This is a genomic window from Alteromonas sp. BMJM2 (genome assembly GCF_027257845.1).
Lineage (GTDB): Bacteria > Pseudomonadota > Gammaproteobacteria > Enterobacterales > Alteromonadaceae > Alteromonas.
In genome coordinates, this window is the sequence record NZ_JAPVOT010000002.1 from 177,784 (window position 1) to 196,448 (window position 18,665).

General features: G+C 44.0%; 18 protein-coding genes. 5 read left to right on the forward strand and 13 right to left on the reverse strand.

Annotated elements, in window-relative coordinates; genetic code table 11:
• Positions 1-3 precede the first annotated feature (3 nt).
• Together dusB and prmA are read right to left on the reverse strand one after the other, a co-directional pair.
• Positions 4-1,002, reverse strand: a complete 999-nt coding sequence (gene dusB, locus O9X84_RS03540; RefSeq protein WP_032097760.1) for a tRNA dihydrouridine synthase DusB — start codon at positions 1,000-1,002, stop codon at positions 4-6.
• A 410-nt stretch (positions 1,003-1,412) separates the two neighbouring features.
• The gene (prmA, locus tag O9X84_RS03545) at positions 1,413-2,291 is read right to left on the reverse strand and encodes a 50S ribosomal protein L11 methyltransferase (RefSeq protein WP_269518184.1); all 879 of its coding nucleotides are present in this window, start codon (positions 2,289-2,291) and stop codon (positions 1,413-1,415) included.
• A 254-nt stretch (positions 2,292-2,545) separates the two neighbouring features.
• Here prmA and O9X84_RS03550 point away from each other — a divergent pair, with 254 nt between their 5' ends.
• A complete protein-coding gene (locus O9X84_RS03550; protein ID WP_269518186.1) occupies positions 2,546-3,307 on the forward strand; it encodes a substrate-binding periplasmic protein in 762 nt (253 codons plus the stop codon).
• Between the two features lie 151 nt (positions 3,308-3,458).
• Here the strand turns inward: O9X84_RS03550 and O9X84_RS03555 are convergent, their stop codons facing one another.
• Positions 3,459-4,310: a mechanosensitive ion channel family protein gene (locus tag O9X84_RS03555; protein ID WP_269518187.1), complete on the reverse strand. Its 852-nt coding sequence runs from the start codon at positions 4,308-4,310 to the stop codon at positions 3,459-3,461.
• A 24-nt stretch (positions 4,311-4,334) separates the two neighbouring features.
• Positions 4,335-5,111 carry a DUF432 domain-containing protein gene (locus O9X84_RS03560; RefSeq protein ID WP_269518188.1) on the reverse strand — a complete coding sequence of 259 codons (777 nt, stop codon included), beginning with the start codon at positions 5,109-5,111 and terminating at the stop codon, positions 4,335-4,337.
• 446 nt (positions 5,112-5,557) lie between these two features.
• Between O9X84_RS03560 and O9X84_RS03565 the strand changes: the two genes are divergently transcribed.
• Complete coding sequence (locus O9X84_RS03565; protein ID WP_269518189.1) at positions 5,558-7,174, forward strand: amidase; 1,617 nt, start codon at positions 5,558-5,560, stop codon at positions 7,172-7,174.
• A 275-nt stretch (positions 7,175-7,449) separates the two neighbouring features.
• Here the strand turns inward: O9X84_RS03565 and O9X84_RS03570 are convergent, their stop codons facing one another.
• The 3 genes from O9X84_RS03570 to O9X84_RS03580 all read right to left on the reverse strand — a co-directional run bounded on the left by O9X84_RS03570 (position 7,450) and on the right by O9X84_RS03580 (position 8,780).
• Entirely contained in the window at positions 7,450-7,743 is a 294-nt protein-coding gene (locus O9X84_RS03570) for a high-potential iron-sulfur protein (RefSeq protein ID WP_269518190.1), read from the reverse strand.
• Positions 7,744-7,966: 223 nt separating this feature from the next.
• Positions 7,967-8,596 (reverse strand): flavin reductase family protein, encoded by a 630-nt coding sequence (locus O9X84_RS03575; protein WP_269518191.1) that lies wholly within the window; start codon positions 8,594-8,596, stop codon positions 7,967-7,969.
• Complete coding sequence (locus O9X84_RS03580) at positions 8,589-8,780, reverse strand: CPXCG motif-containing cysteine-rich protein (protein WP_032097608.1); 192 nt, start codon at positions 8,778-8,780, stop codon at positions 8,589-8,591. Before O9X84_RS03580 ends, O9X84_RS03575 begins: the two co-directional genes overlap by 8 nt.
• Positions 8,781-9,030: 250 nt before the next feature.
• Between O9X84_RS03580 and O9X84_RS03585 the strand changes: the two genes are divergently transcribed.
• From O9X84_RS03585 to O9X84_RS03595, 3 genes are all read left to right on the forward strand, one after another.
• On the forward strand, positions 9,031-9,321 hold the full coding sequence (locus O9X84_RS03585) for a hypothetical protein (protein ID WP_269518192.1): 291 nt from the start codon (positions 9,031-9,033) through the stop codon (positions 9,319-9,321).
• A gap of 171 nt (positions 9,322-9,492) precedes the next feature.
• The gene (locus O9X84_RS03590; RefSeq protein WP_332108314.1) at positions 9,493-11,637 is read left to right on the forward strand and encodes an exonuclease domain-containing protein; all 2,145 of its coding nucleotides are present in this window, start codon (positions 9,493-9,495) and stop codon (positions 11,635-11,637) included.
• Positions 11,638-11,805: 168 nt separating this feature from the next.
• A complete protein-coding gene (locus O9X84_RS03595; RefSeq protein WP_235207857.1) occupies positions 11,806-12,078 on the forward strand; it encodes a TIGR03643 family protein in 273 nt (90 codons plus the stop codon).
• Positions 12,079-12,116: 38 nt separating this feature from the next.
• Here O9X84_RS03595 and O9X84_RS03600 read toward each other — a convergent pair whose 3' ends face one another.
• The 6 genes from O9X84_RS03600 to O9X84_RS03625 form a co-directional block, all read right to left on the reverse strand.
• The gene (locus tag O9X84_RS03600; RefSeq protein WP_269518194.1) at positions 12,117-12,545 is read right to left on the reverse strand and encodes a hypothetical protein; all 429 of its coding nucleotides are present in this window, start codon (positions 12,543-12,545) and stop codon (positions 12,117-12,119) included.
• 514 nt (positions 12,546-13,059) lie between these two features.
• Positions 13,060-14,403: an acetyl-CoA carboxylase biotin carboxylase subunit gene (gene accC / locus O9X84_RS03605; RefSeq protein WP_032097611.1), complete on the reverse strand. Its 1,344-nt coding sequence runs from the start codon at positions 14,401-14,403 to the stop codon at positions 13,060-13,062.
• A gap of 14 nt (positions 14,404-14,417) precedes the next feature.
• The gene (gene accB, locus O9X84_RS03610; protein WP_269518195.1) at positions 14,418-14,873 is read right to left on the reverse strand and encodes an acetyl-CoA carboxylase biotin carboxyl carrier protein; all 456 of its coding nucleotides are present in this window, start codon (positions 14,871-14,873) and stop codon (positions 14,418-14,420) included.
• Between the two features lie 14 nt (positions 14,874-14,887).
• On the reverse strand, positions 14,888-15,328 hold the full coding sequence (gene aroQ, locus O9X84_RS03615) for a type II 3-dehydroquinate dehydratase (protein WP_269518196.1): 441 nt from the start codon (positions 15,326-15,328) through the stop codon (positions 14,888-14,890).
• A 295-nt stretch (positions 15,329-15,623) separates the two neighbouring features.
• Positions 15,624-16,724 (reverse strand): M23 family metallopeptidase, encoded by a 1,101-nt coding sequence (locus O9X84_RS03620; protein ID WP_269518197.1) that lies wholly within the window; start codon positions 16,722-16,724, stop codon positions 15,624-15,626.
• Positions 16,687-18,492, reverse strand: a complete 1,806-nt coding sequence (locus tag O9X84_RS03625) for a protein-disulfide reductase DsbD (RefSeq protein WP_269518401.1) — start codon at positions 18,490-18,492, stop codon at positions 16,687-16,689. Before O9X84_RS03625 ends, O9X84_RS03620 begins: the two co-directional genes overlap by 38 nt.
• Positions 18,493-18,665 lie beyond the last annotated feature (173 nt).

Below are 18,665 nucleotides of genomic sequence, written 5' to 3' on the forward strand. Positions count from 1 at the left end.
TCACTATGCTGCGGGAGAAATCTGTCGGTTTTCTCTAGTCTGCAGCGCTTGAAAATATGCATTTAGTGCATCGAGTTGCTCAGTAGCATCATCGATAGCGTTAAACGTTTTACGAAACTGACGATCCGTATCATGCTCCGAGAGATACCAGCCCACGTGCTTTCGGGCTATTCTTACACCGGCTGTGTCACCGTAAAAACCCTGTACGTTCGTTACGTGTTCGTACAAAATCTCAAACTGTTGTGACAGTGGCGGTGGAGCCAAGGTTTCGCCCGTTTCAAGATAATGTTGAATTTGTTTAAAAATCCAAGGTTTACCTTGCGCGCCGCGACCTACCATAACGCCATCTGCACCAGTGTAATTCAGTACCTCTTGTGCCTTTTGTGGAGAAGTAATATCACCATTTGCAATAACAGGTATTGATATTGCCGCCTTTATTCGGCGTATGGTGTCGTACTCCGCTTCTCCTTTATACATACAAGCTTTTGTTCTACCGTGAACAGCAAGCGACTGTATGCCGTTTTGCTCTGCAATGCGGGCAATATCTACCCCATTGCGATTTTCTGGATTCCAACCGGTACGTATTTTCAGTGTTACAGGAACATCCACAGCGTTAACCACTGCTTTGATGATACTTTCCACTGTGTCTGGGTACTGAAGCAGTGCTGAACCTGCAAGCTTCTTATTCACCTTTTTAGCAGGGCAACCCATATTGATGTCGATGATTTGCGCACCATTCTCAACATTAAATTGCGCTGCTTGCGCCATAAGCTCAGGATCGGCACCCGCTATCTGTACAGAGCGAATTCCTTCTTCGCCCTCATGGTTCATGCGCGCCTGCGACTTTGCGGTATTCCACACTTTCGGATTACTCGACAGCATCTCAGACACTACAAGACCTGCGCCTAAGCGCTTGCATAATTGACGAAACGGTCGGTCAGTTACGCCAGCCATGGGAGCTAACATCAAATTGTTATCTAACTTATATGGTCCAATTTGCAAAGGTTGTTGCAAAGGCTTTTGCATAGTTGGTTGCATAGGTTGTTGCATAAGTTAACGAGAAGCTCACCATTTATAATTGCACAGAAATTATACACCCGGCTAAAACGGGGCGCTAAGTGTACGTGTTTTCGCAATGCTTGAAAAGGCTAAAAATCACACAAAATTTCACTTATCGGTATTGACAGCGAAAAAAATCTGTCTCGTTAGTAATCTAACGCATAAATACTGGTTAAATTTTGTGCTTAAGACGTGAAAGCCTCGAGTTAAAAGGGATGTAATGTGAAAAAATTTAACAATTACATCCTGCTTTTTATCGATTTACCGTATTGCGCAACACTGAGAAGCTGAAAATGTATGCGGGTTCAGTGAGCAAAAAATATCACAGATGATGTCTTATTGAGCGCGCAGCACTAATGCTTGCGTCCGGATACTCTCGCCCATTCACCGTCAATTGCACTTGGCTCAAGTGAGATATCGTTCGCATAGGCCTGCTCAATAGTGGGTACCTGTTCAGCTAAAATACCCGACAGCACGAGCAGTCCATCTGATTTACAATATCCTGTAATGACTTTTCGCAGCTCAAGAAGAGGGCCAGAGAGTATATTTGCAACAACCACGTCGGCCTCTAGCACTGGTTGGTTTTCAGGTAAGAACACGTCTAGGCGGTCTTCTACCCCATTTCTGCGGGCATTTTCTTTTGTGGCTTGTAAAGCCTGAGGGTCGATATCAATTCCAATTACACGTTTGGCGCCCAGTTTTAGGGCGGCTAATGCCAAAATGCCGGAGCCGCAGCCAAAGTCCACCACGGTTTTGTCCGTCATGTCGATACCATCTAACCAGCGTAAACATAACGCAGTCGTGGGATGGGTGCCCGTACCAAAGGCTAGGCCAGGGTCGAGCATTACATTAACAGCATTAGGATCGGGAACGTCTCGCCAGCTCGGGCATATCCACAGCCGTTCTCCAAACTGCATGGGGTGGAAGTTGTCCATCCACTCACGCTCCCAGTCTTTGTCTTCTAGTGGTTCAAGCTTGTATGTGAAGTCTGGTCCCAATACTTTTGCTTTGGCTAATCGTCCTAAAATACGTTTCATATCAGCGTCGGCTTCAAATAAACCAACCACTTGCGTGTCGGGCCAAAGCAGCACTTCGCCAGGCTTGGGCTCATACATGGGGGTATCTTTCGCGTCTACATAAGTGACCGCTTGGGATCCATTGGCACTTAGCATATCGCCAATTGCATCTGCGTGTTCCGAGGTGGTATTAATTCGAAGTTGTAGCCAAGCCATAGTCGTGTGCCGTTAACGTGTTTGGCAGTATTGTACCTCTCACCTGATGTAAACGAAATCCGGCGGCAGATAAAAATAGCGTTCATTCGGGCATACCCACTTTTTATCGCTATTTATTGCTATGCTCTACTCAATAAATTACCTTTTCGACAAATACACTTTTTGATTAAAAGTTAATCTTTTGTCGACTACCCACTTACCTTCAAGTCTGTATTATTAACGCTCACTTATCTTCAAATGAGAATCAGTTACCTATGCGATCACTGCTTTTACCTCTTTTTATGCTGATAGCTGCTTTTAACGTGCAGTCTCGAGAAGTAGAGGTACTTGTGGGAATGGATAAGCCGCCATACGTGAACTCTGCCAACGACAGTGGATTTGAAGTTGATCTAGTGCGCGCTATTCTCAGCGATATGGGGCACAGTGCTAAAGTGCTCTATCTGCCCTATGGCAGAACAACAAAGGTAATTAATCAAGGGGCTGTTGATATTGCGCTTACACTGACGCCTTCTCATGCAGTATCGGAAGATATTCTCTCTAATCCATACATTGCTTATCAAAATGTTGCGATAACACGTTCAGACAGAAAACTTCACATTGAGAGTATAGAAGCGCTAAAAACAAAGAGTGTGGTGGCCTTTCAAACTGCCACATCAGTACTTGGAAAAACGTTTGAAGCAACGCTTTCTTCGCAACCGACCTATTTAGAAATGGCAAAACAAGAGCGACAAGTCGACATGCTAATGTTAGGCAGTGTTGATGTGGCGGTGATGGACAGAAATATTTTTTCTTACTTCAAACTAAACGACGACAGGTATAAAACCGATGACGTGGTGTTTCATGAACTTTTTCCTATTTCTACCTATCGAGCGGCTATTCCCAATAAAGAGCTGCGTGAGGCGTTTAATCACAGTTTGTCTGTAATTATTGAAAACGGTCGTTACCAAGCCTTACTAGAAAAGTATGGGCTTGGATGGAGCGGGTCAGAAAATGTGTTCGCTATTCTTTCTAACTAGGCGCCTACTGTTTTGCCCCTATTTTCCCCTTTTTTATTGAAAACCGATCCACACTTTTAACTTCGCATGCTGAAGAACTCAAATATTAACTATTGGATATTTCTAGTGGCCGCTAATAATCAGCGGCTGCGCAAAAACGGTTAAAGTCGTTCTATCTGCTTTCTTGCTCTCCTTCTTTGATTGATACTGCGATGGGCTTTGATGCCTCACCTGAATAAAGACTCATATGAGGAAACGGTATTTCTATCCCATTTTTATCGAAGGCTTCTTTAATTTGTTGGTAAATCTCGTTTTTAAGTAGCAAGAAGTTTTCTCGCTTAGCCCAAATCGAATATTGAATATCAACAGACGAGGTACCAAATCCTAGTAAAATAAATAATGGGGCTGGTTCACTAAGGCATAATGGATTCTTATCGGCGATTTCATCAAGGAGCGCTCTGACTTTGGAAATATCCTCCTTGTAAGCGATGCCGACTTGAAGGTCGGCTCTTCGAATAGGAAAGCGAGTTAGCGTAGTTACTTGCGTTTTGATCATTGACTCATTTGGCACACGTACAAACAAATTATCGAATGTTCGTATTTTTACAGACAGCAAATCAATGGAAATAACTTCGCCGGTGGTTTGTTCCACTCTTATCACATCACCGATGGAAAACGGCCGCTCCATCATCAGAAAAATTCCACTAATTAAATTAGAAGCCGACGTTTGTGATGCAAAACCAATTGCAACACTAAGTATCCCTGCTGCACCGAGAATTACACTTAGATCGAACCCTAACTCTCGCAAAGCCGACATCAGCATAAGAATCATTATGCCATAGAAAACACCACGTCTGAGTAAGACTTGCCCATGGTTAGTCATGTTTGCAAAATTAAACCGTATGACCAGGTTACTAAGAAACTTGGCTATAAAATAACCCGCTATTAATAGAAAGAGAGCTTGGCCTACATCGAAAAGGTGTAATCGTTCTACAAGTTCCAAGGTTTCAGTTTGTTCATTCATTCTTACATAACCTCAGTGGCTTAATTAATCGACAAGACTTTTGATCGAGGACAAAAATGACGGCTTATTGCTCAACTCTCTGGACTCTGATACTAGTTCAAGAGATAAGGTTTTTTCAGGTGGGTTATGTCTTACATGAGAGATTGATTTACCATGTTCTTTAATTTGTAGTATTGACACTTGATCAGACCAAAAATCGCCATTTTGATTTGTATATAACTTCAGTGCGGGCACGGGTAGGTTTAAACGTTCAACTCTTAAAGGCTCATCTTGCTCATTTTTCAATGTCACCATAGTTGAAGCGCGATGGGGACGCTTTTCAAGTAATGAGTTGTCCATTTTTGCATCAGTATATTTGGAGTAACATAAATCTCCGGACATAGTGGAGGGTCCAAACCAAGAGTCTGAAGGACGCCAAAACGGAATATCAGTCAGTGGAATATCACTTTTAGGTAATAGCAATGTCATCCAAAGCGGAGTGCTAACAAATATATTTATTTCTTCTTCCGGCATTACAAAGAAAGGTTTATTAGGCCGCACTACCATTGCTCTGTCGGCTAGTGAGGGTTCGATGACAAGTGTTGTGCTTGTATTACTCACCATAAACCGTTGAATAGCAATCTCTTTCAAAGATTCTCGTGCTTTTAATTTATTGACCTGAATTGGCTTATCAAGTTCTTGAGTTGTTTCTTTATTCCAAACTGACCATTCATGTTCTGATCGTCTGATGGCTACTAAGCGGTCTCCCACTCGCCAGCACTTAGTCTCTTGTTCATCAAAGTTAAACTGGCCCCACCACATTTTATTCAACATACACCCTTAAAAATGAGTCATTAAACTAAACACGCATCAACAGCACTTTAAAGCGCTTTCTGCCTTCATTCTTGCCGTAACTATTTTCTATTCCTTGAGTATGCTGTTCGAAATGTACAATAACAAGCAAAGTGGCATAAACATATTTAGCTTCTAGCTCCACTCATGTAGATATGGCGAGTAATCTACGAACTAAAAACCCTGTTTAATGCTAACCGGAACACAGTGATAATTACTAGCATCGTATTTTTGTATACAAAAACGGTGTAGTTATTTTCGTTACATATGAACTATTTTTGCTGCATAGTATTAAAAGTAGTTAATGCGAAAAACACGCTAAAAAAGTGCGTTAATAAAATTACACCGCTATTTATGCTGAAGGCAGGTTGCCAACAGGCTTTTGAGTAGTTGTGTAGCAAAATAAGGGAAAAATAATGATAAAAAAGTGGTATCTACTCATTTTTGTGGCGCTGTGCGGCGCATGCACAACTACAAGTAAACAGCAAAGCACGGCATCACAATGGCTGGATAAACCGGCGTATGCCCAAGCCGGCGCTATTCAGTCTGGCGAATTATCGTCATACGACTTGGTATCTGGCTATTTAGCTCGCATTGAGCGCCTAGATACGGATGCTAACAGTGTACTGGCTATTAATATCCAAGCCCTTGAGCAAGCTAAGCGCATTGATGCAAAAATTAAGAATGGCGAAAGCGTCGGCGCATTAGCCGGAATTCCCGTTTTACTAAAAGATAATATTGAAACAAGCGAGATGGCAACCACCGCGGGATCGATGGCACTGCTGAACAATACAACGGGTCGCGACGCGCCGATTGTGGCTAAGCTAAAAGCAGCTGATGTCATTATATTAGGTAAAACGAACTTATCAGAGTGGGCAAACTTTCGCTCGGAGTCGTCAATTAGTGGATGGAGTGCAGTGGGCGGGCTAACCCGTAATCCACACGTATTATCGAGAAGCGCCTGTGGCTCTTCATCAGGCTCTGGTGCCGCTATGGCCCTTCGCCTAGCCTCTCTTGCAGTAGGTACAGAGACAAATGGCTCTATTATCTGCCCGTCTTCAATGAACGGTGTAGTTGGCTTTAAACCAACAGTAGGTATGCTTTCTCGCACTCATATTGTCCCTATTTCATTCAGCCAAGATACTGCTGGGCCAATGACAAATAACGTACAAGATGCATGGTTAATGGCGTCTATCATGGCCGGCGAAGATGCAAAGGACAGCGCTACAGCCGATGCGGGCAAGCACCTTATTCAACAGCCTAACTCATCGCTTATTGCTACTGATTTAAAAGGTGTAAGAATTGGTGTGGTACGTTTTAGACAGGGCGATAACCCTCATATACTCGCAGCCTATGAAAATGCATTAAGCAGTCTGGAGAATGCAGGCGCAACCCTTGTTGATATTGACGACTTTGACCAGCCAGATAGCTTTTGGGCCGACTCGTACAATGTACTTCTAAGTGAGTTTCATTCCTCGATTAACGAGTATCTCGCCGACTCGCCTGCGGATATTCCTGCGAGAGATTTGCAGGCGCTTATCGCTTTCAACAAAACAGATAAACGAGAGCTGGTTCTGTTCAATCAAGACATTTTTGAAAAGTCGCTAGAAGCGGCAGCCATCGATAGTGAGGAATACAAGTCGGCACTTTCACTGATTCAGAAAACCGCAGGAACCAACGGCATCGATACACTGATGCAGCAGCACAATGTTGATGTGTTGGTTTCTCCTTCGAACAGTCCTTCGTTTTTAATTGACGGCGTGTATGGCGATCACTCGCCAGGCGGATTTATTGGCGTTGGCTATTTAGCCGCGGTAGCAGGGTACCCACATTTAACTGTGCCTGTTGATGAGATTAAAAACCTTCCTGTTGGACTCAGCTTTATTGCAGGTAAATGGATGGACGAAAAGGTGTTGCGAATTGGCAGCGTTTTTGAAGCCAAACATGGCTTTTCTATCACCCCGGGTCTTTTACCCTCACGATTTGACGCGCCTGAGCTTGAATCTATTACTGAAAACGTGACGTCCAACTAGGGCTTGGTTCCTCTATGAGGAGCTAACAACGTCTTATAACTGAAACACAAAAAAAGAGCCTCAACACCATGTGTTGAGGCTCTTTTCTATTATTGGTTTACACAACAATTGTGTAATAAGTGCTTACAGCTTGTTCTTCATTGTTCACTCTGCCTCGCTGGTTGCCACTAATCTTCAATGAAGTTCAGCGCTCACGAAACACCCGCTACACTAGCACTGTCATTAACCAAACGTTTGAGACAGCGCTGATAAGTCAACAGTGAAAGATACGCTACCTAGCCAGGCTTTTTAACCCAAGCGCTACACCAGCCGTTCGCATTAACCAGTTTGCCAGGGAAGATATTACATGGACGATGTGGTTCGCCATCGGCGCCCTGCACGTACATGCAGTTACTGCATTTTGCACCATCAACAGTTGAAGCTGGCGTGTAATTAAGAGCCTTTGCAGTGGCATCGTCTGCGCTCAGCTGCTCTTGAGCTTGAGCACGCAGTGCAACGCCGCCTAGGGTTAACCCTATTAGCGTTGAGCCCGTGATTTTCATAAAGTCGCGGCGATTAACAGATTTCATAACATTCTCCCAATGAGATAGAAACGATAATGATTCTTTTTTATTCAGTGCCTTAAACGCAAAAAACCTGCCCCAGAAAGGGCAGGTTTTTTGATACATACTTTATACTAACGCTTTTTCAGTAAAGATCGACAAAAATTGCGTAAAACTCAGTTTTAATCGATTAATAAAATGTTATCTATTGCCATTCATGCACAATAAGACAGCGTTTGTGCTTAAAAGTTTACTTTGTTTCAAGGGGCACATTTGGCTTAGCGTATGCGTATCTCGCCAACCGTTTGCTTGAGTGATAGCTATCTAAGCCGCTGATTGACGCAGTGTTTAAAGCTTCTATATCAAGATACCCATCTTTAGCCAGGGCATCTTTAGCAAAAAAGACTTCTTGGATTTCACCAATTACCATTTCGGTATTATTGAGCAAGCTAAAATGCTGAGCTACTTTAAGACCAATGTTAACTTCGCTTTCTTTAACATAAGGCGCACTCAACGTGTCGCTGAAAAAAGGGGTCAGTCCCACGGCCTCGAATTCGCTTTCATCTTGCTCGTAGCGGGCCGAGGTTTGGTGTGCTTTATCAGCCCACTGTGTATTCACGTGATTTAGGGTGTAAAAGCCCTGCTGCTTAATGTTATCCAATGAATCTCGCTGCACAGTGTGCGGACGCATTATCATGCCAAGTAGCGGCGGGTTAGCACCTATGTGAACCACTGAACTAATAATGGCTACGTTGTTAGTTTTCCCATCTGTGGTTCCAAGCAGCACCGCCGATTTAAAGCCAGACAAACTATTAATTAAATTAGCGCGGTAGCGCTGCTCTAAGTTGTCTAAATCATCGCGAGTCATACGGTCAGTCATTTTCTCGTTCTGCCTCTATAGAAAGTTCTTCACCGTGCTGAAACACTCTTAACTCGATGGGCTGACAGCAAACTTGGCAGTCTAATACTTGAACTTGACCAACGTCGTTTATTTCATCAATCTCAACATCATTAGGGGCCATACAGTACGGGCAGGAAAAGCCCATTGCGCGTGTCAAACTCATATCTTAATTCCATGTTTTTTCAATTTACTATAAATACGCGTATTACCAATGGGTGGATTGTTTTTAACTTCTTATACGTTGCTTGTTGAATGATTTATTGGATGAGTTATTGAAAAGCTTAGAGGACAGCTTAGGAAACAGTTTAGTGATCAGGTGCCAGTATTTTCGGTATTAATGATTAGATCAATACGTCTAAGCTTAAATGCTTAGGCTATCAATTGGGTATTCAAACAAGAGTGAGGTGGCTGGTGTGGCAAACACTGTTGGGATATGTCCATGCTGCAAACGTAAGACGCGACTGACATATCATCATCTTATTCCGAAAAAAATGCACAGGCGTCAATATTTTAAGAAGCATTACACAAAAGCCGAGCGCCAAGAAGGTGTGCATGTTTGCAGGCAGTGTCATAGCGGTATTCACCGCTTTTACGATGAAATGACCCTTGCCAAAAACCTCTGCACATTGCCGCTATTACTAGCCGATGAACAGTTAGCATCGTTTTTTAGCTGGGTAAGTAAACAGCGGGTAAAGGTTGATTAATGGTGCTGTATAAATATACACTATAGCGAGTTTTTGTTATGATTTGGGTCGCTATGATGTGAGAAGCTATGACTTTAGAAGGCATGGCTAAACGGCTATAACCATTCGCTGTACCCAAATATCTTCAACTGACTATTTTTAACTGACTGGGCTGCTGGCCAAATGCGAAAAGTGCGAAAAGATCTCCCTCCCCGCTATTACCTCACTCATTTTCATGAGTTCCTCAGCTTTTTTGAGGGGGCAAGTGCGACACTGCTCTCTGATGAGGCCGCATCGTTTATCGAGCGTTTTAAGGCGTTAGACGATGACAAGCAGTGCACTATCGTACGTGCGGCTAACCGTAAATATGCGATTATTGACCGAACACAATTTAATTACGCAGAAATTAACACGCCTCAAGCTCAAATAAACAGCCTGATAGAAAGCGGTTGGTTTGGCGACCTCACGAACGCCTCGTTTAATGACATAGCCGGTGTGCTCACCAAAGATGCTATTTTAACGCTGTTGGCGGATTACGGCAGTACGCAAGGGCTGTCTTCACAAACTAAGCCAAAATTAGTGACGCTACTTGGTAATGAAATTCGTGCTAATGGATGGCCTAGCCGCTTTTCTATCGATAACTATTTAGTGTGTTTGTTTAACGATGCACTGCGCTTCCTATTATTTTTATATTTTGGCAATACGAAGAGCCGCTTAAATCAATTCTCCATGAGAGATTTAGGCGTTATGCGCACTCGTTCAGATTCGGTGACCGATGTTGCCCGATTTGAGAGTAAGTCAGATACAGAAGCTGCGTGGTTTTACGCAAACCACTACACGCAAATTCCGTTTTATCACACCGAGACTTTGCTTAACCTGGCTGATAGCGACTTTCCTAGCACCGAAGGTGTGTCAGCAGGGTTTTATAAAGATCAATTGCTGTACGCATTAGGATTAAAGCTATTAGACGAAGATAAGCAAAAAGGCCTTAATATTCTGCGCCTAGCAGACAGTGATAAAGGGAAAGAAAAATGGATAAGAGAAAGCTATAAACTCGGCTCTGTTGACGAAGTGAAAAGTGAACTTGAGTATATTATTGATAACCCGCAATCGGATACGCTATTGGCATTTGCTGAAGATTTTTATGCGCGCAAGTACAACAAAAAGCGCACCAGTACGGTGACCGATATGCTGCGTAATGCCAGTAGAGAACTATCGATTGATGTAAGCCAGAATCAGCAGGTTGAGCGGGGCGTGCTGGCCCATTATGCCAGACACGGTATTGAAGGCTGGCGCACAGAAAATCGATTGTGGCGAAGCCTTTTTGGGTTAACGTTTTGGACGCAGCTTTATGAAGAGGATACCTTGGTAACAGAGTTTGACCGACGTCCACTTTCGCTTAAGCAGAATAACTTTTACGCCAAATTTGAAACCAGTATTGAAGCGTTGCTGTCGTCGTTAGATACGCCGGAAAAATTGCTATTTCATATTCAAAAAATGGCGACGCAGCACTACGGCAAGGTGAACAGCTTGTTCATGTGGTCTAGTCGGCTTTTAGCGCCCATAGAGGCATTACTTCACCACGGAGAGCTTCAGTCTATTCACAGCTTATTGCGAATGATGTGCAAAGACTTTGAAAGTCTGAGAGATGGTTTTCCCGATATCATGGTGTACGACAACGGGTTGCGATTTGAAGAGATTAAAGCGCCGGGAGATCAGTTACGACGCAACCAGCTAGTTTCTATTCAGCGTTTGCAGCAGGCTGGGTTTGAGGTGGCAGTCACTACCGTAAGCTGGGTACGCGACCCCGAGCAGCCCTACGTTGTAGTTGATATAGAGACAACTGGCGGAAATAATAGCTATAACCGCATTACTGAAATAGGCATGGTGAAACTTATTGCTGGTGAAGAGGTGGCTCGTTATCAAACTCTGCTGAATCCCCAGCGTCGTATTCCTTCAAATATTACTCGGCTGACAGGCATTTCAGATGAAATGGTAAAAGACGCACCGCTTTTTTCTGAGGTGGCCGAAGATATTGCTGAGTTTACACAAGATGCGGTATTTGTAGCTCACAATGTCAACTTTGACTACGGCTTTATTAAACAAGAGTTTGCCCGCCTTGAGCAGTCATTCCGCCGTCCGAAAATGTGCACGGTGAGAGAAATGCGTCGCACGCACCCTGGGTTGCCCTCTTATTCATTGGCCAATTTAACTAAGCACTTCTACATTTCGATGGAGCGTCATCACCGAGCGCTTTCCGATGCAAAGGCAGCTGCCGAGCTGCTCAAACTGGCATTTGAAAAAGATGATGAAGTAAATGACTTGGCGAGCGAGTAGGCTAGTGAGTAAGTTAATAGCTTGGTTAATGACTAGGTCAACGACTAGCGCAGCACCTTCTAATAAAAATTGAACGAAGACGATATTTTTTCGTATGTACTGAGACCGCAGTGTTTTACATAAATATAGCGTGATACAAGCGTAACCTTAGTCCGAGCAAAACCGTTTATGAGTACAACTATGTTAGACGAAGAACAACAGTCGCGAGTGATAGAAATGGCGTGGGAAGACAGAACGCCCTTTGAAGCCATTGAAAAGCTTTTTGGATTACCTGAAAAAGAGGTAATAAAGCTGATGCGCAAAAATCTCAAGCAGAAGACATTTAAAAATTGGCGAGCCCGTGTGTCTGGCCGCAAGACCAAGCACGCGAGTTTACGACCAGAGGGTGTAGACCGAGGTTATTGTCCGTCTCAGTATAAGGTAAAAAGTGCCAATAAATAGCGCCTGTTAGCAGGCGCTGTAAGGCAAATTTTCTGGTGTTATTCTACTGTGCTTACGGGCAATAAGAAGGCCATAAGCTGCTGGCGAAACGGGCTGGGGAATACAAGGGTATTGCCCGATTCATTAATGGTTTTAGCTTGGGCTACCAGCGGCCGGTAAGCAGCGTAAGCGGTATTGTTTTGTTCCACCTCTTCAACTCGCTGCATAATGTTTTCAATAAACTCATTAGCGGACAACGCCTCATCCCTTTTTAAATCCTCAGCTAACGCTTTTAACACGTAGGTTTCCCATTCTTTTCTATAGCTGTCTTGAAGTCTTTCGGGGTAAAGCGTTAGGTCGTCGATATCTCGTTTTAAATCGACAATATCGAGAGGGTCGTCATACAAAACGCGCAGGGCGAGGAGCACATCGTCAGATAATCTTGAAATCGGGAGTTTCTCTTTAAGCTGTTTGTAACGGCTTTGCATAGTACTACCTTAAACGTCATGAAGTGTCCCTAAGGTTGTAGTTCGCTTCCTTATCATTAGCCCAAAGTCTAAAGAACAAATTCCGTAGTTTAAAGGCGTAGAGGTTAAAAATAAGTAATCTTTTATATATGAACTTGTGCAAATTACGGGGCGTATCTATTCACGCACTGTTAAAGTGTGTACGCGTTCTTGCTGTTTGGCCCACCGTTTGGTGGGCCTTTTTTTTTGCGCGTGATTTATAGCACGCTCGAATAGCAGGCATAAAAAAGCCGGTGCAAGGCACCGGCTGAAGTGGAGACACGCTCCATAAGGTAAAACACACAAAAGAAAAAACAGTCATTACGGGAGACGTTTAAACTTGTGATAAGTATAGGCGTGTAGTTTGAACAAGAAAAACAGTAAAAATTGATTGTTGTAATCGTTAAATTAGAATCAATAGGAAACGAAAAACAAAAAGAATTAAGAGGGGCATAAAGTTGGGCTGCACTTAAACAACAGTGCAACCCAAGGGGGATTAGGCTAGGCCTAGTTTCTTTTCAAGGTAGTGAATATTAGTGCCACCGGCAAAAAAGTTTTCATCTGCCATGATAGAGCGTTGAAGCGGAATATTTGTTTTTATTCCCTCTATTACGATTTCTTCTAATGCATGGCGCATTCGAGCAATAGCTTCATCACGGCTTTCACCGTAAGCGATAAGTTTGCCTATCATAGAATCATAATAAGGAGGAACCGTGTAGCCCGCGTAAATGTGTGACTCCCAACGAATACCCAAACCACCTGGAGCATGAAACATATTGATTAAACCAGGGCTTGGAATAAAAGTCTGAGGGTCTTCAGCGTTAATACGACACTCAATAGCGTGGCCGCGAATTTGAATCTGCGACTGATCAATAGACAGAGGCTGCCCTGCAGCTATGCGAAGCTGCTCTTTGATTAAATCAACGCCTGTGATCATCTCAGATACTGGGTGCTCTACTTGAATACGCGTATTCATTTCAATGAAATAAAACTCGCCGTTCTCGTATAGGAACTCAAAGGTTCCCGCACCACGATAATTTATTTCAACACACGCTCTGCGGCAGCGATCGCCAATTTTGGTTCGCATTTGCTCCGAAATTCCAGGTGCTGGCGCTTCTTCTACCACTTTTTGGTGACGACGCTGCATAGAACAGTCTCGCTCACCTAAGTGAATAGCGTTACCTTGCCCATCGGCCAGTACCTGTATTTCTACGTGGCGAGGGTTCTCTAGGAACTTTTCCATGTAGACAGTAGGGTTGCCAAAGGCTGCGCCTGCTTCTGCTTGAGTAGTTTCTATGGCTTTTACGAGCTCGCCTTCGCTGCGCACAACACGCATTCCGCGACCACCACCGCCACCAGCAGCTTTAACAATGATTGGGTAACCAATGCGTTTGGCTATGGTTTTATTGCGCTCGTTATCATCTGTCAACGGGCCATCAGAACCAGGAACACAAGGCACCCCTGCTTTTTTCATTGCATTGATAGCAGATACTTTATCGCCCATCAGATTAATGGTGTCTGCTGTTGGGCCAATAAAGATAAAACCACTTTTTTCTACCGCTTCTGCAAAATCAGCATTTTCCGCTAAAAAGCCGTAGCCAGGGTGGATAGCAATTGAATTAGTTACTTCTGCTGCTGCAATAATACGAGGAATATTTAGGTAACTCTCGGTTGCAGACGCTTTACCGATACAAATGGATTCATCGGCGAGTAATACGTGCTTTAAATTTTTATCCGCAGTGGAGTGCACGGCTACTGTCTTGATGCCAAGTTCTTTACAGGCTCTCAAAATACGTAGGGCAATTTCACCACGGTTAGCAATAAGTACTTTATCTAACATTGTGAATTGCTCACTTATTCGATGATGAACATAGGTTGGTCAAACTCAACTGGGTCTTGGTTCTCTACTAAGATTGCTTTAACAACACCGGCTTTATCAGACTCGATTTGGTTCATCATTTTCATGGCTTCTACGATACATAGTGTATCGCCAACTTTTACTTGCTGACCTACTTCGGCAAACGCTTTTGTAGTAGGTGAAGACGCGCGATAGAAGGTTCCGACCATTGGCGATTTAACCACATGGCCTGTTGGTGCTGCTGGTTCAGACACTGCTTCAGGCGCAGCTGGAGCTTGTGCCGGCGGCTGTTGTGGTGCCGCAGGTGCTGCAAAGCTGTAGTTTACCGGTGCATGAACGCCAGTTGGACCACGGTGAATACGTACTGACTCTTCACCTTCAGTGATTTCTAGTTCAGCTACACCAGACTCTTCAACTAGCTCGATGAGTTTCTTTATCTTTCTAATATCCATGTTCTTTCTCTGCGTTATTTTTGCGATTTCGGTAAATTGATTGCTGCGGTTAGTGCAAGGGAATAACCCATAGGGCCAAGGCCAACAATGACACCAGCTGCAACATCAGAAAAATAGGAATGATGACGAAAAGATTCACGAGCGTGAACATTCGACAAATGAACTTCGATAAACGGAATGCTCACACTTAACAGCGCGTCGCGAATGGCCACACTTGTGTGCGTGAATGCAGCAGGATTAATGATGATGGCATCTGTATTACCCATAGCGTCGTGTATGCGCTCAATAAGTGCATGTTCAGCGTTAGACTGAAAATGCGAAAGCGTCACATCGCTGGAGGCAGCTTGAGCCTGCAAGTCATCAACGATGTCTTGCAAAGTTTGCGTGCCGTACTTGTCGGGTTCTCTTTGGCCTAACATATTTAAATTAGGGCCGTTCAATAACAAAATATTCATCTAATTTGCTGCTATCTTCGTGTAACTGTCGTGGTACTCGTCATTTCAACAAAGTTTGCCGTCAGTTGCACGAAAAAAAAGCCAATAACAGGTTCCGTTTTTAAATTTATATGTTGATTATAGAGATAGAGAAAGATTTAGCAGCAAAATACTGGTCTAATCAGGTGTTTTCGGCGCAAAGTTTTCGCTACATAAACATGGTTTGGGCGTTTTTATTGTTAATGAAACGTTGCTTTTTTAAGCGTTGTATCACCTGCCATGCGTGGCTTTCAGCGATTTCCTGATGAACTGTAAGCTAAAGTCGGGGGTTCTGTAGTGAAAACGGAACGCTTTGATAGCGACCGTGAAATTTTGCCACGTAAACACCGAAATGCAGGTGGGGAAGAGACGAAAAGCCGGTATTCCCGGTGTACCCGATAAGTTGCCCTTGGGTAATTCGTTGCTCTCGTTTGACCACAACACCTTCATATTTGAGGTGATAATATTCACCGGTGGTTCCATCGTCATGCAAAATGGCAACGTAATTTGCATGTTTCGCGAAATCTGGAGTAGGTCCGCCTTTTTTCCCATTGCGCTTGGTGTCTATAACAATACCCCCTCGCGCCGCAAGTACGGGTGTGCCCTCACTAGCACCAAAATCCAGAGCATATTTAGACGCACCAAAGTGACTAAATTTTCCGTTAACGCCCTGCACAATAGGATAGCTTTGTTGAGGTTGTAACGGAGACGCATAACGATACTCACTATTATGAGCGGCACCGATATTACCTACGGTCCATTTCACGCGCATGGTGGAGAAAAAGCGAGATGGTGACTGGGTCTCTCCTAAAACAATAGGGTCGTTATTAGCTAAAAAAGCGTTGGCATGGGCTTTATAACCGAGGTCTGTTGAATACAGTGTTAGGGCTACGGGTAAATCGATGTAACGCTGAACGCGTATGACATAGCTACCGCTGGTATCGTCTTTTTCACTTAACAAAAAGCAAAAGCGGCGCTCATCAAAGCAACCCTCTCGCTGCATACTCTTTGAAAGGCTTTGTTTTGACGGGCTTTGATTCGACAGGCTATTTGACGGGACTTGTACAGCAGAGGTTAAGAGGCTGATGGCCCGTAATGTCGTTGCCGAGGCGATTGGCTTTGATGAGTGCTTTGTTGAACCAACGAGCGTGGATAAAGCGTGTGGTGCTGAAGCCTGAAGTGGCGATGGCCAAATACATAAAGCCAAAGCAACCAACGGCCAAGCATCCAACGCCCACGCAAAGAATGCTCGTAACCGACCACTCACAGATTTTTTATGTAGCCACTTATGCCGCCACTCATTCTGCCACTGGTGTTGTCCAAACCGCGGCGTAATGATGCTACTCGTCGCGGGCATTATCGGCAGCGGCGCTGTCATCAAGGGTACTGTCGGCAAGCGCATTGTTAACGTGTGCTGCGAAGGCATCGGCCTTCATAAATCCGGTTACCCGTGACTGCCTTAACTCATCCCCGTTTTTATCAAAAAATAATATAGTAGGTAAACCAAGTACTTCAAACCTATCGAACACTTCCTGACGCTCGGGCGTGTTGTCGGTAAGGTCCATCTGCATCCAAACGGTATTGTTCAGCGCGTTAACCACGTTTTGATCTGGGAAGGTGTATTTCTCGAACTCTTTGCACGCGACGCACCAGTCGGCGTAAAGGTCTAGCATTACTGTTTGTCCGTTGTCGTTAGCCTTTGCTATCTTCTGCTGTAAATCGGTAAAATCTCTTGCCTTAATAAATTCAGGGTGAGTCACTTTTTCGCCCCAAATCCCAACGTTTTCGCCGGTTTGATAAGTAATGCCTGCACTTCCCATAACGCCTGCCGCTACCAACATAGCTCGCAATAACTTCATTTTGCTATTCGGCGTCGCGCGATTTAATTTCCAATAGTACCCAAATAAACCGAAGCCCAGTGCTGCCCACAAAAAGTCTGAATACAAGCTGTTCCACAACCGCTCGACAAACACTATGGCGACGGCCAGCATCATGAAGCCGAATGTTACCTTAACGACGTTCATCCAGTTCCCCGCTTTAGGCAGCAGTTTTCCACCCGTAACGCCAAATATGATCAGCGGAATGCCCATACCAATACTTAGTAAATAAAGGGAAATGAATCCAAGGGTCATATCACCGGTTTGTGCGATAAATAGCAATATGCCGGTAAGTGGCGCAGTGGTGCACGGCGAGGCAATTAACCCTGACAGCACGCCCATAACAAATACGCCTAAAAAGCTGCCTGGGGTTTGGCTGTTACTTGCTGAGGTAAGCTTTTCCTGCCACTTTGCAGGAAGTTGTATTTCAAAACCGCCAAACAGGGCCACGGCTAACGTAGCAAATAAAGCAATGAAAACACCTAACACAATAGGGTGCTGAAGTGCCGCTTGAAATTGCGCCCCTGCTACTGCCACAACCAGCCCAAGTAGAGAGTAGGTAATTGCCATACCTTGTACGTAGACAAAGGTAAGCCAAAAAGAATGAGAGAGACTTTTTGTATTGCCTTGACCAATAACAATGCCTGACACAATGGGGTACATAGGGAATACGCAAGGGGTAAACGCAAGGCCGATACCCAAAATAAAGAATAACAGCAGTGTAAGAGGGAGGTTTTCTTTATTAATTAACTTATTGGCAAGAGAGAACTGCTCACTCTCTGGTGCTAAAGCGCCACTTTGAACTGATACTTGCCCACCACTAACGATTTCATTGAGATAAACGACTTTTATCGTGGGTGGGTAGCAAAGCCCAGCATCGGCGCAGCCTTGATAACGCACTTTCACCACGCCATCAGAAGAGGCTTCTTCTAAAGGGAGCGTTATGCTAACGCTGTTATAAAAAACTTCCGACTTGCCGTAAAACTCATCTTCAATTATTACCCCTTTTGGGTAACTCGCCTCGCCAATAGCGGCGTCTTTAGCGACGTACTTAAACTGTTTTTTATACAGGTAATAACCATCTGCAATAGTAAATGTTAGCGTTAGCGTGCTGTCTTTCTGATTGAAGTCGAAGGCAAACGCCTGCTCAACGTCTAAAAACTCAGGCTCTTGTGAGAATGCGTTGTCTAAGCTGTTGGGGAATTGTGCCTGCGCAGCGGCGGTTACTGATAATGCGTTCACTAAAAGAAGAAAAATTGAAAATACCATTGTGGTAAAAGCGCACGTTCGACGGGGCAGAGATAATGTCGACACTCGGTTTAGTAGGGCAATAATCATATTGGTAACTTCAACTTCTATTGTGAGTTCTAAATTGCTTATTTTAAGCCACTGTCAGTAAAGCAAACATTATTGTTAGCTGACTCGGTATTTTCTTGATGTTT

Excerpts from the sequence above, each read along its gene's own strand:
- accC (WP_032097611.1), bottom strand. The coding sequence starts at position 14,403 with ATGTTAGATAAAGTACTTATTGCTAACCGTGGTGAAATTGCCCTACGT.
- O9X84_RS03620 (WP_269518197.1), bottom strand. The coding sequence starts at position 16,724 with ATGACAGCGCCGCTGCCGATAATGCCCGCGACGAGTAGCATCATTACG.
- O9X84_RS03580 (WP_032097608.1), bottom strand. The coding sequence starts at position 8,780 with ATGAGTTTGACACGCGCAATGGGCTTTTCCTGCCCGTACTGTATGGCC.
- O9X84_RS03560 (WP_269518188.1), bottom strand. The coding sequence starts at position 5,111 with ATGTGGTGGGGCCAGTTTAACTTTGATGAACAAGAGACTAAGTGCTGG.
- O9X84_RS03550 (WP_269518186.1), top strand. The coding sequence starts at position 2,546 with ATGCGATCACTGCTTTTACCTCTTTTTATGCTGATAGCTGCTTTTAAC.
- accB (WP_269518195.1), bottom strand. The coding sequence starts at position 14,873 with ATGGATATTAGAAAGATAAAGAAACTCATCGAGCTAGTTGAAGAGTCT.
- O9X84_RS03625 (WP_269518401.1), bottom strand. The coding sequence starts at position 18,492 with ATGGTATTTTCAATTTTTCTTCTTTTAGTGAACGCATTATCAGTAACC.
- O9X84_RS03595 (WP_235207857.1), top strand. The coding sequence starts at position 11,806 with ATGAGTACAACTATGTTAGACGAAGAACAACAGTCGCGAGTGATAGAA.
- O9X84_RS03555 (WP_269518187.1), bottom strand. The coding sequence starts at position 4,310 with ATGAATGAACAAACTGAAACCTTGGAACTTGTAGAACGATTACACCTT.
- O9X84_RS03575 (WP_269518191.1), bottom strand. The coding sequence starts at position 8,596 with ATGACTGACCGTATGACTCGCGATGATTTAGACAACTTAGAGCAGCGC.
- O9X84_RS03570 (WP_269518190.1), bottom strand. The coding sequence starts at position 7,743 with ATGAAATCTGTTAATCGCCGCGACTTTATGAAAATCACGGGCTCAACG.
- O9X84_RS03565 (WP_269518189.1), top strand. The coding sequence starts at position 5,558 with ATGATAAAAAAGTGGTATCTACTCATTTTTGTGGCGCTGTGCGGCGCA.
- aroQ (WP_269518196.1), bottom strand. The coding sequence starts at position 15,328 with ATGAATATTTTGTTATTGAACGGCCCTAATTTAAATATGTTAGGCCAA.
- prmA (WP_269518184.1), bottom strand. The coding sequence starts at position 2,291 with ATGGCTTGGCTACAACTTCGAATTAATACCACCTCGGAACACGCAGAT.
- O9X84_RS03600 (WP_269518194.1), bottom strand. The coding sequence starts at position 12,545 with ATGCAAAGCCGTTACAAACAGCTTAAAGAGAAACTCCCGATTTCAAGA.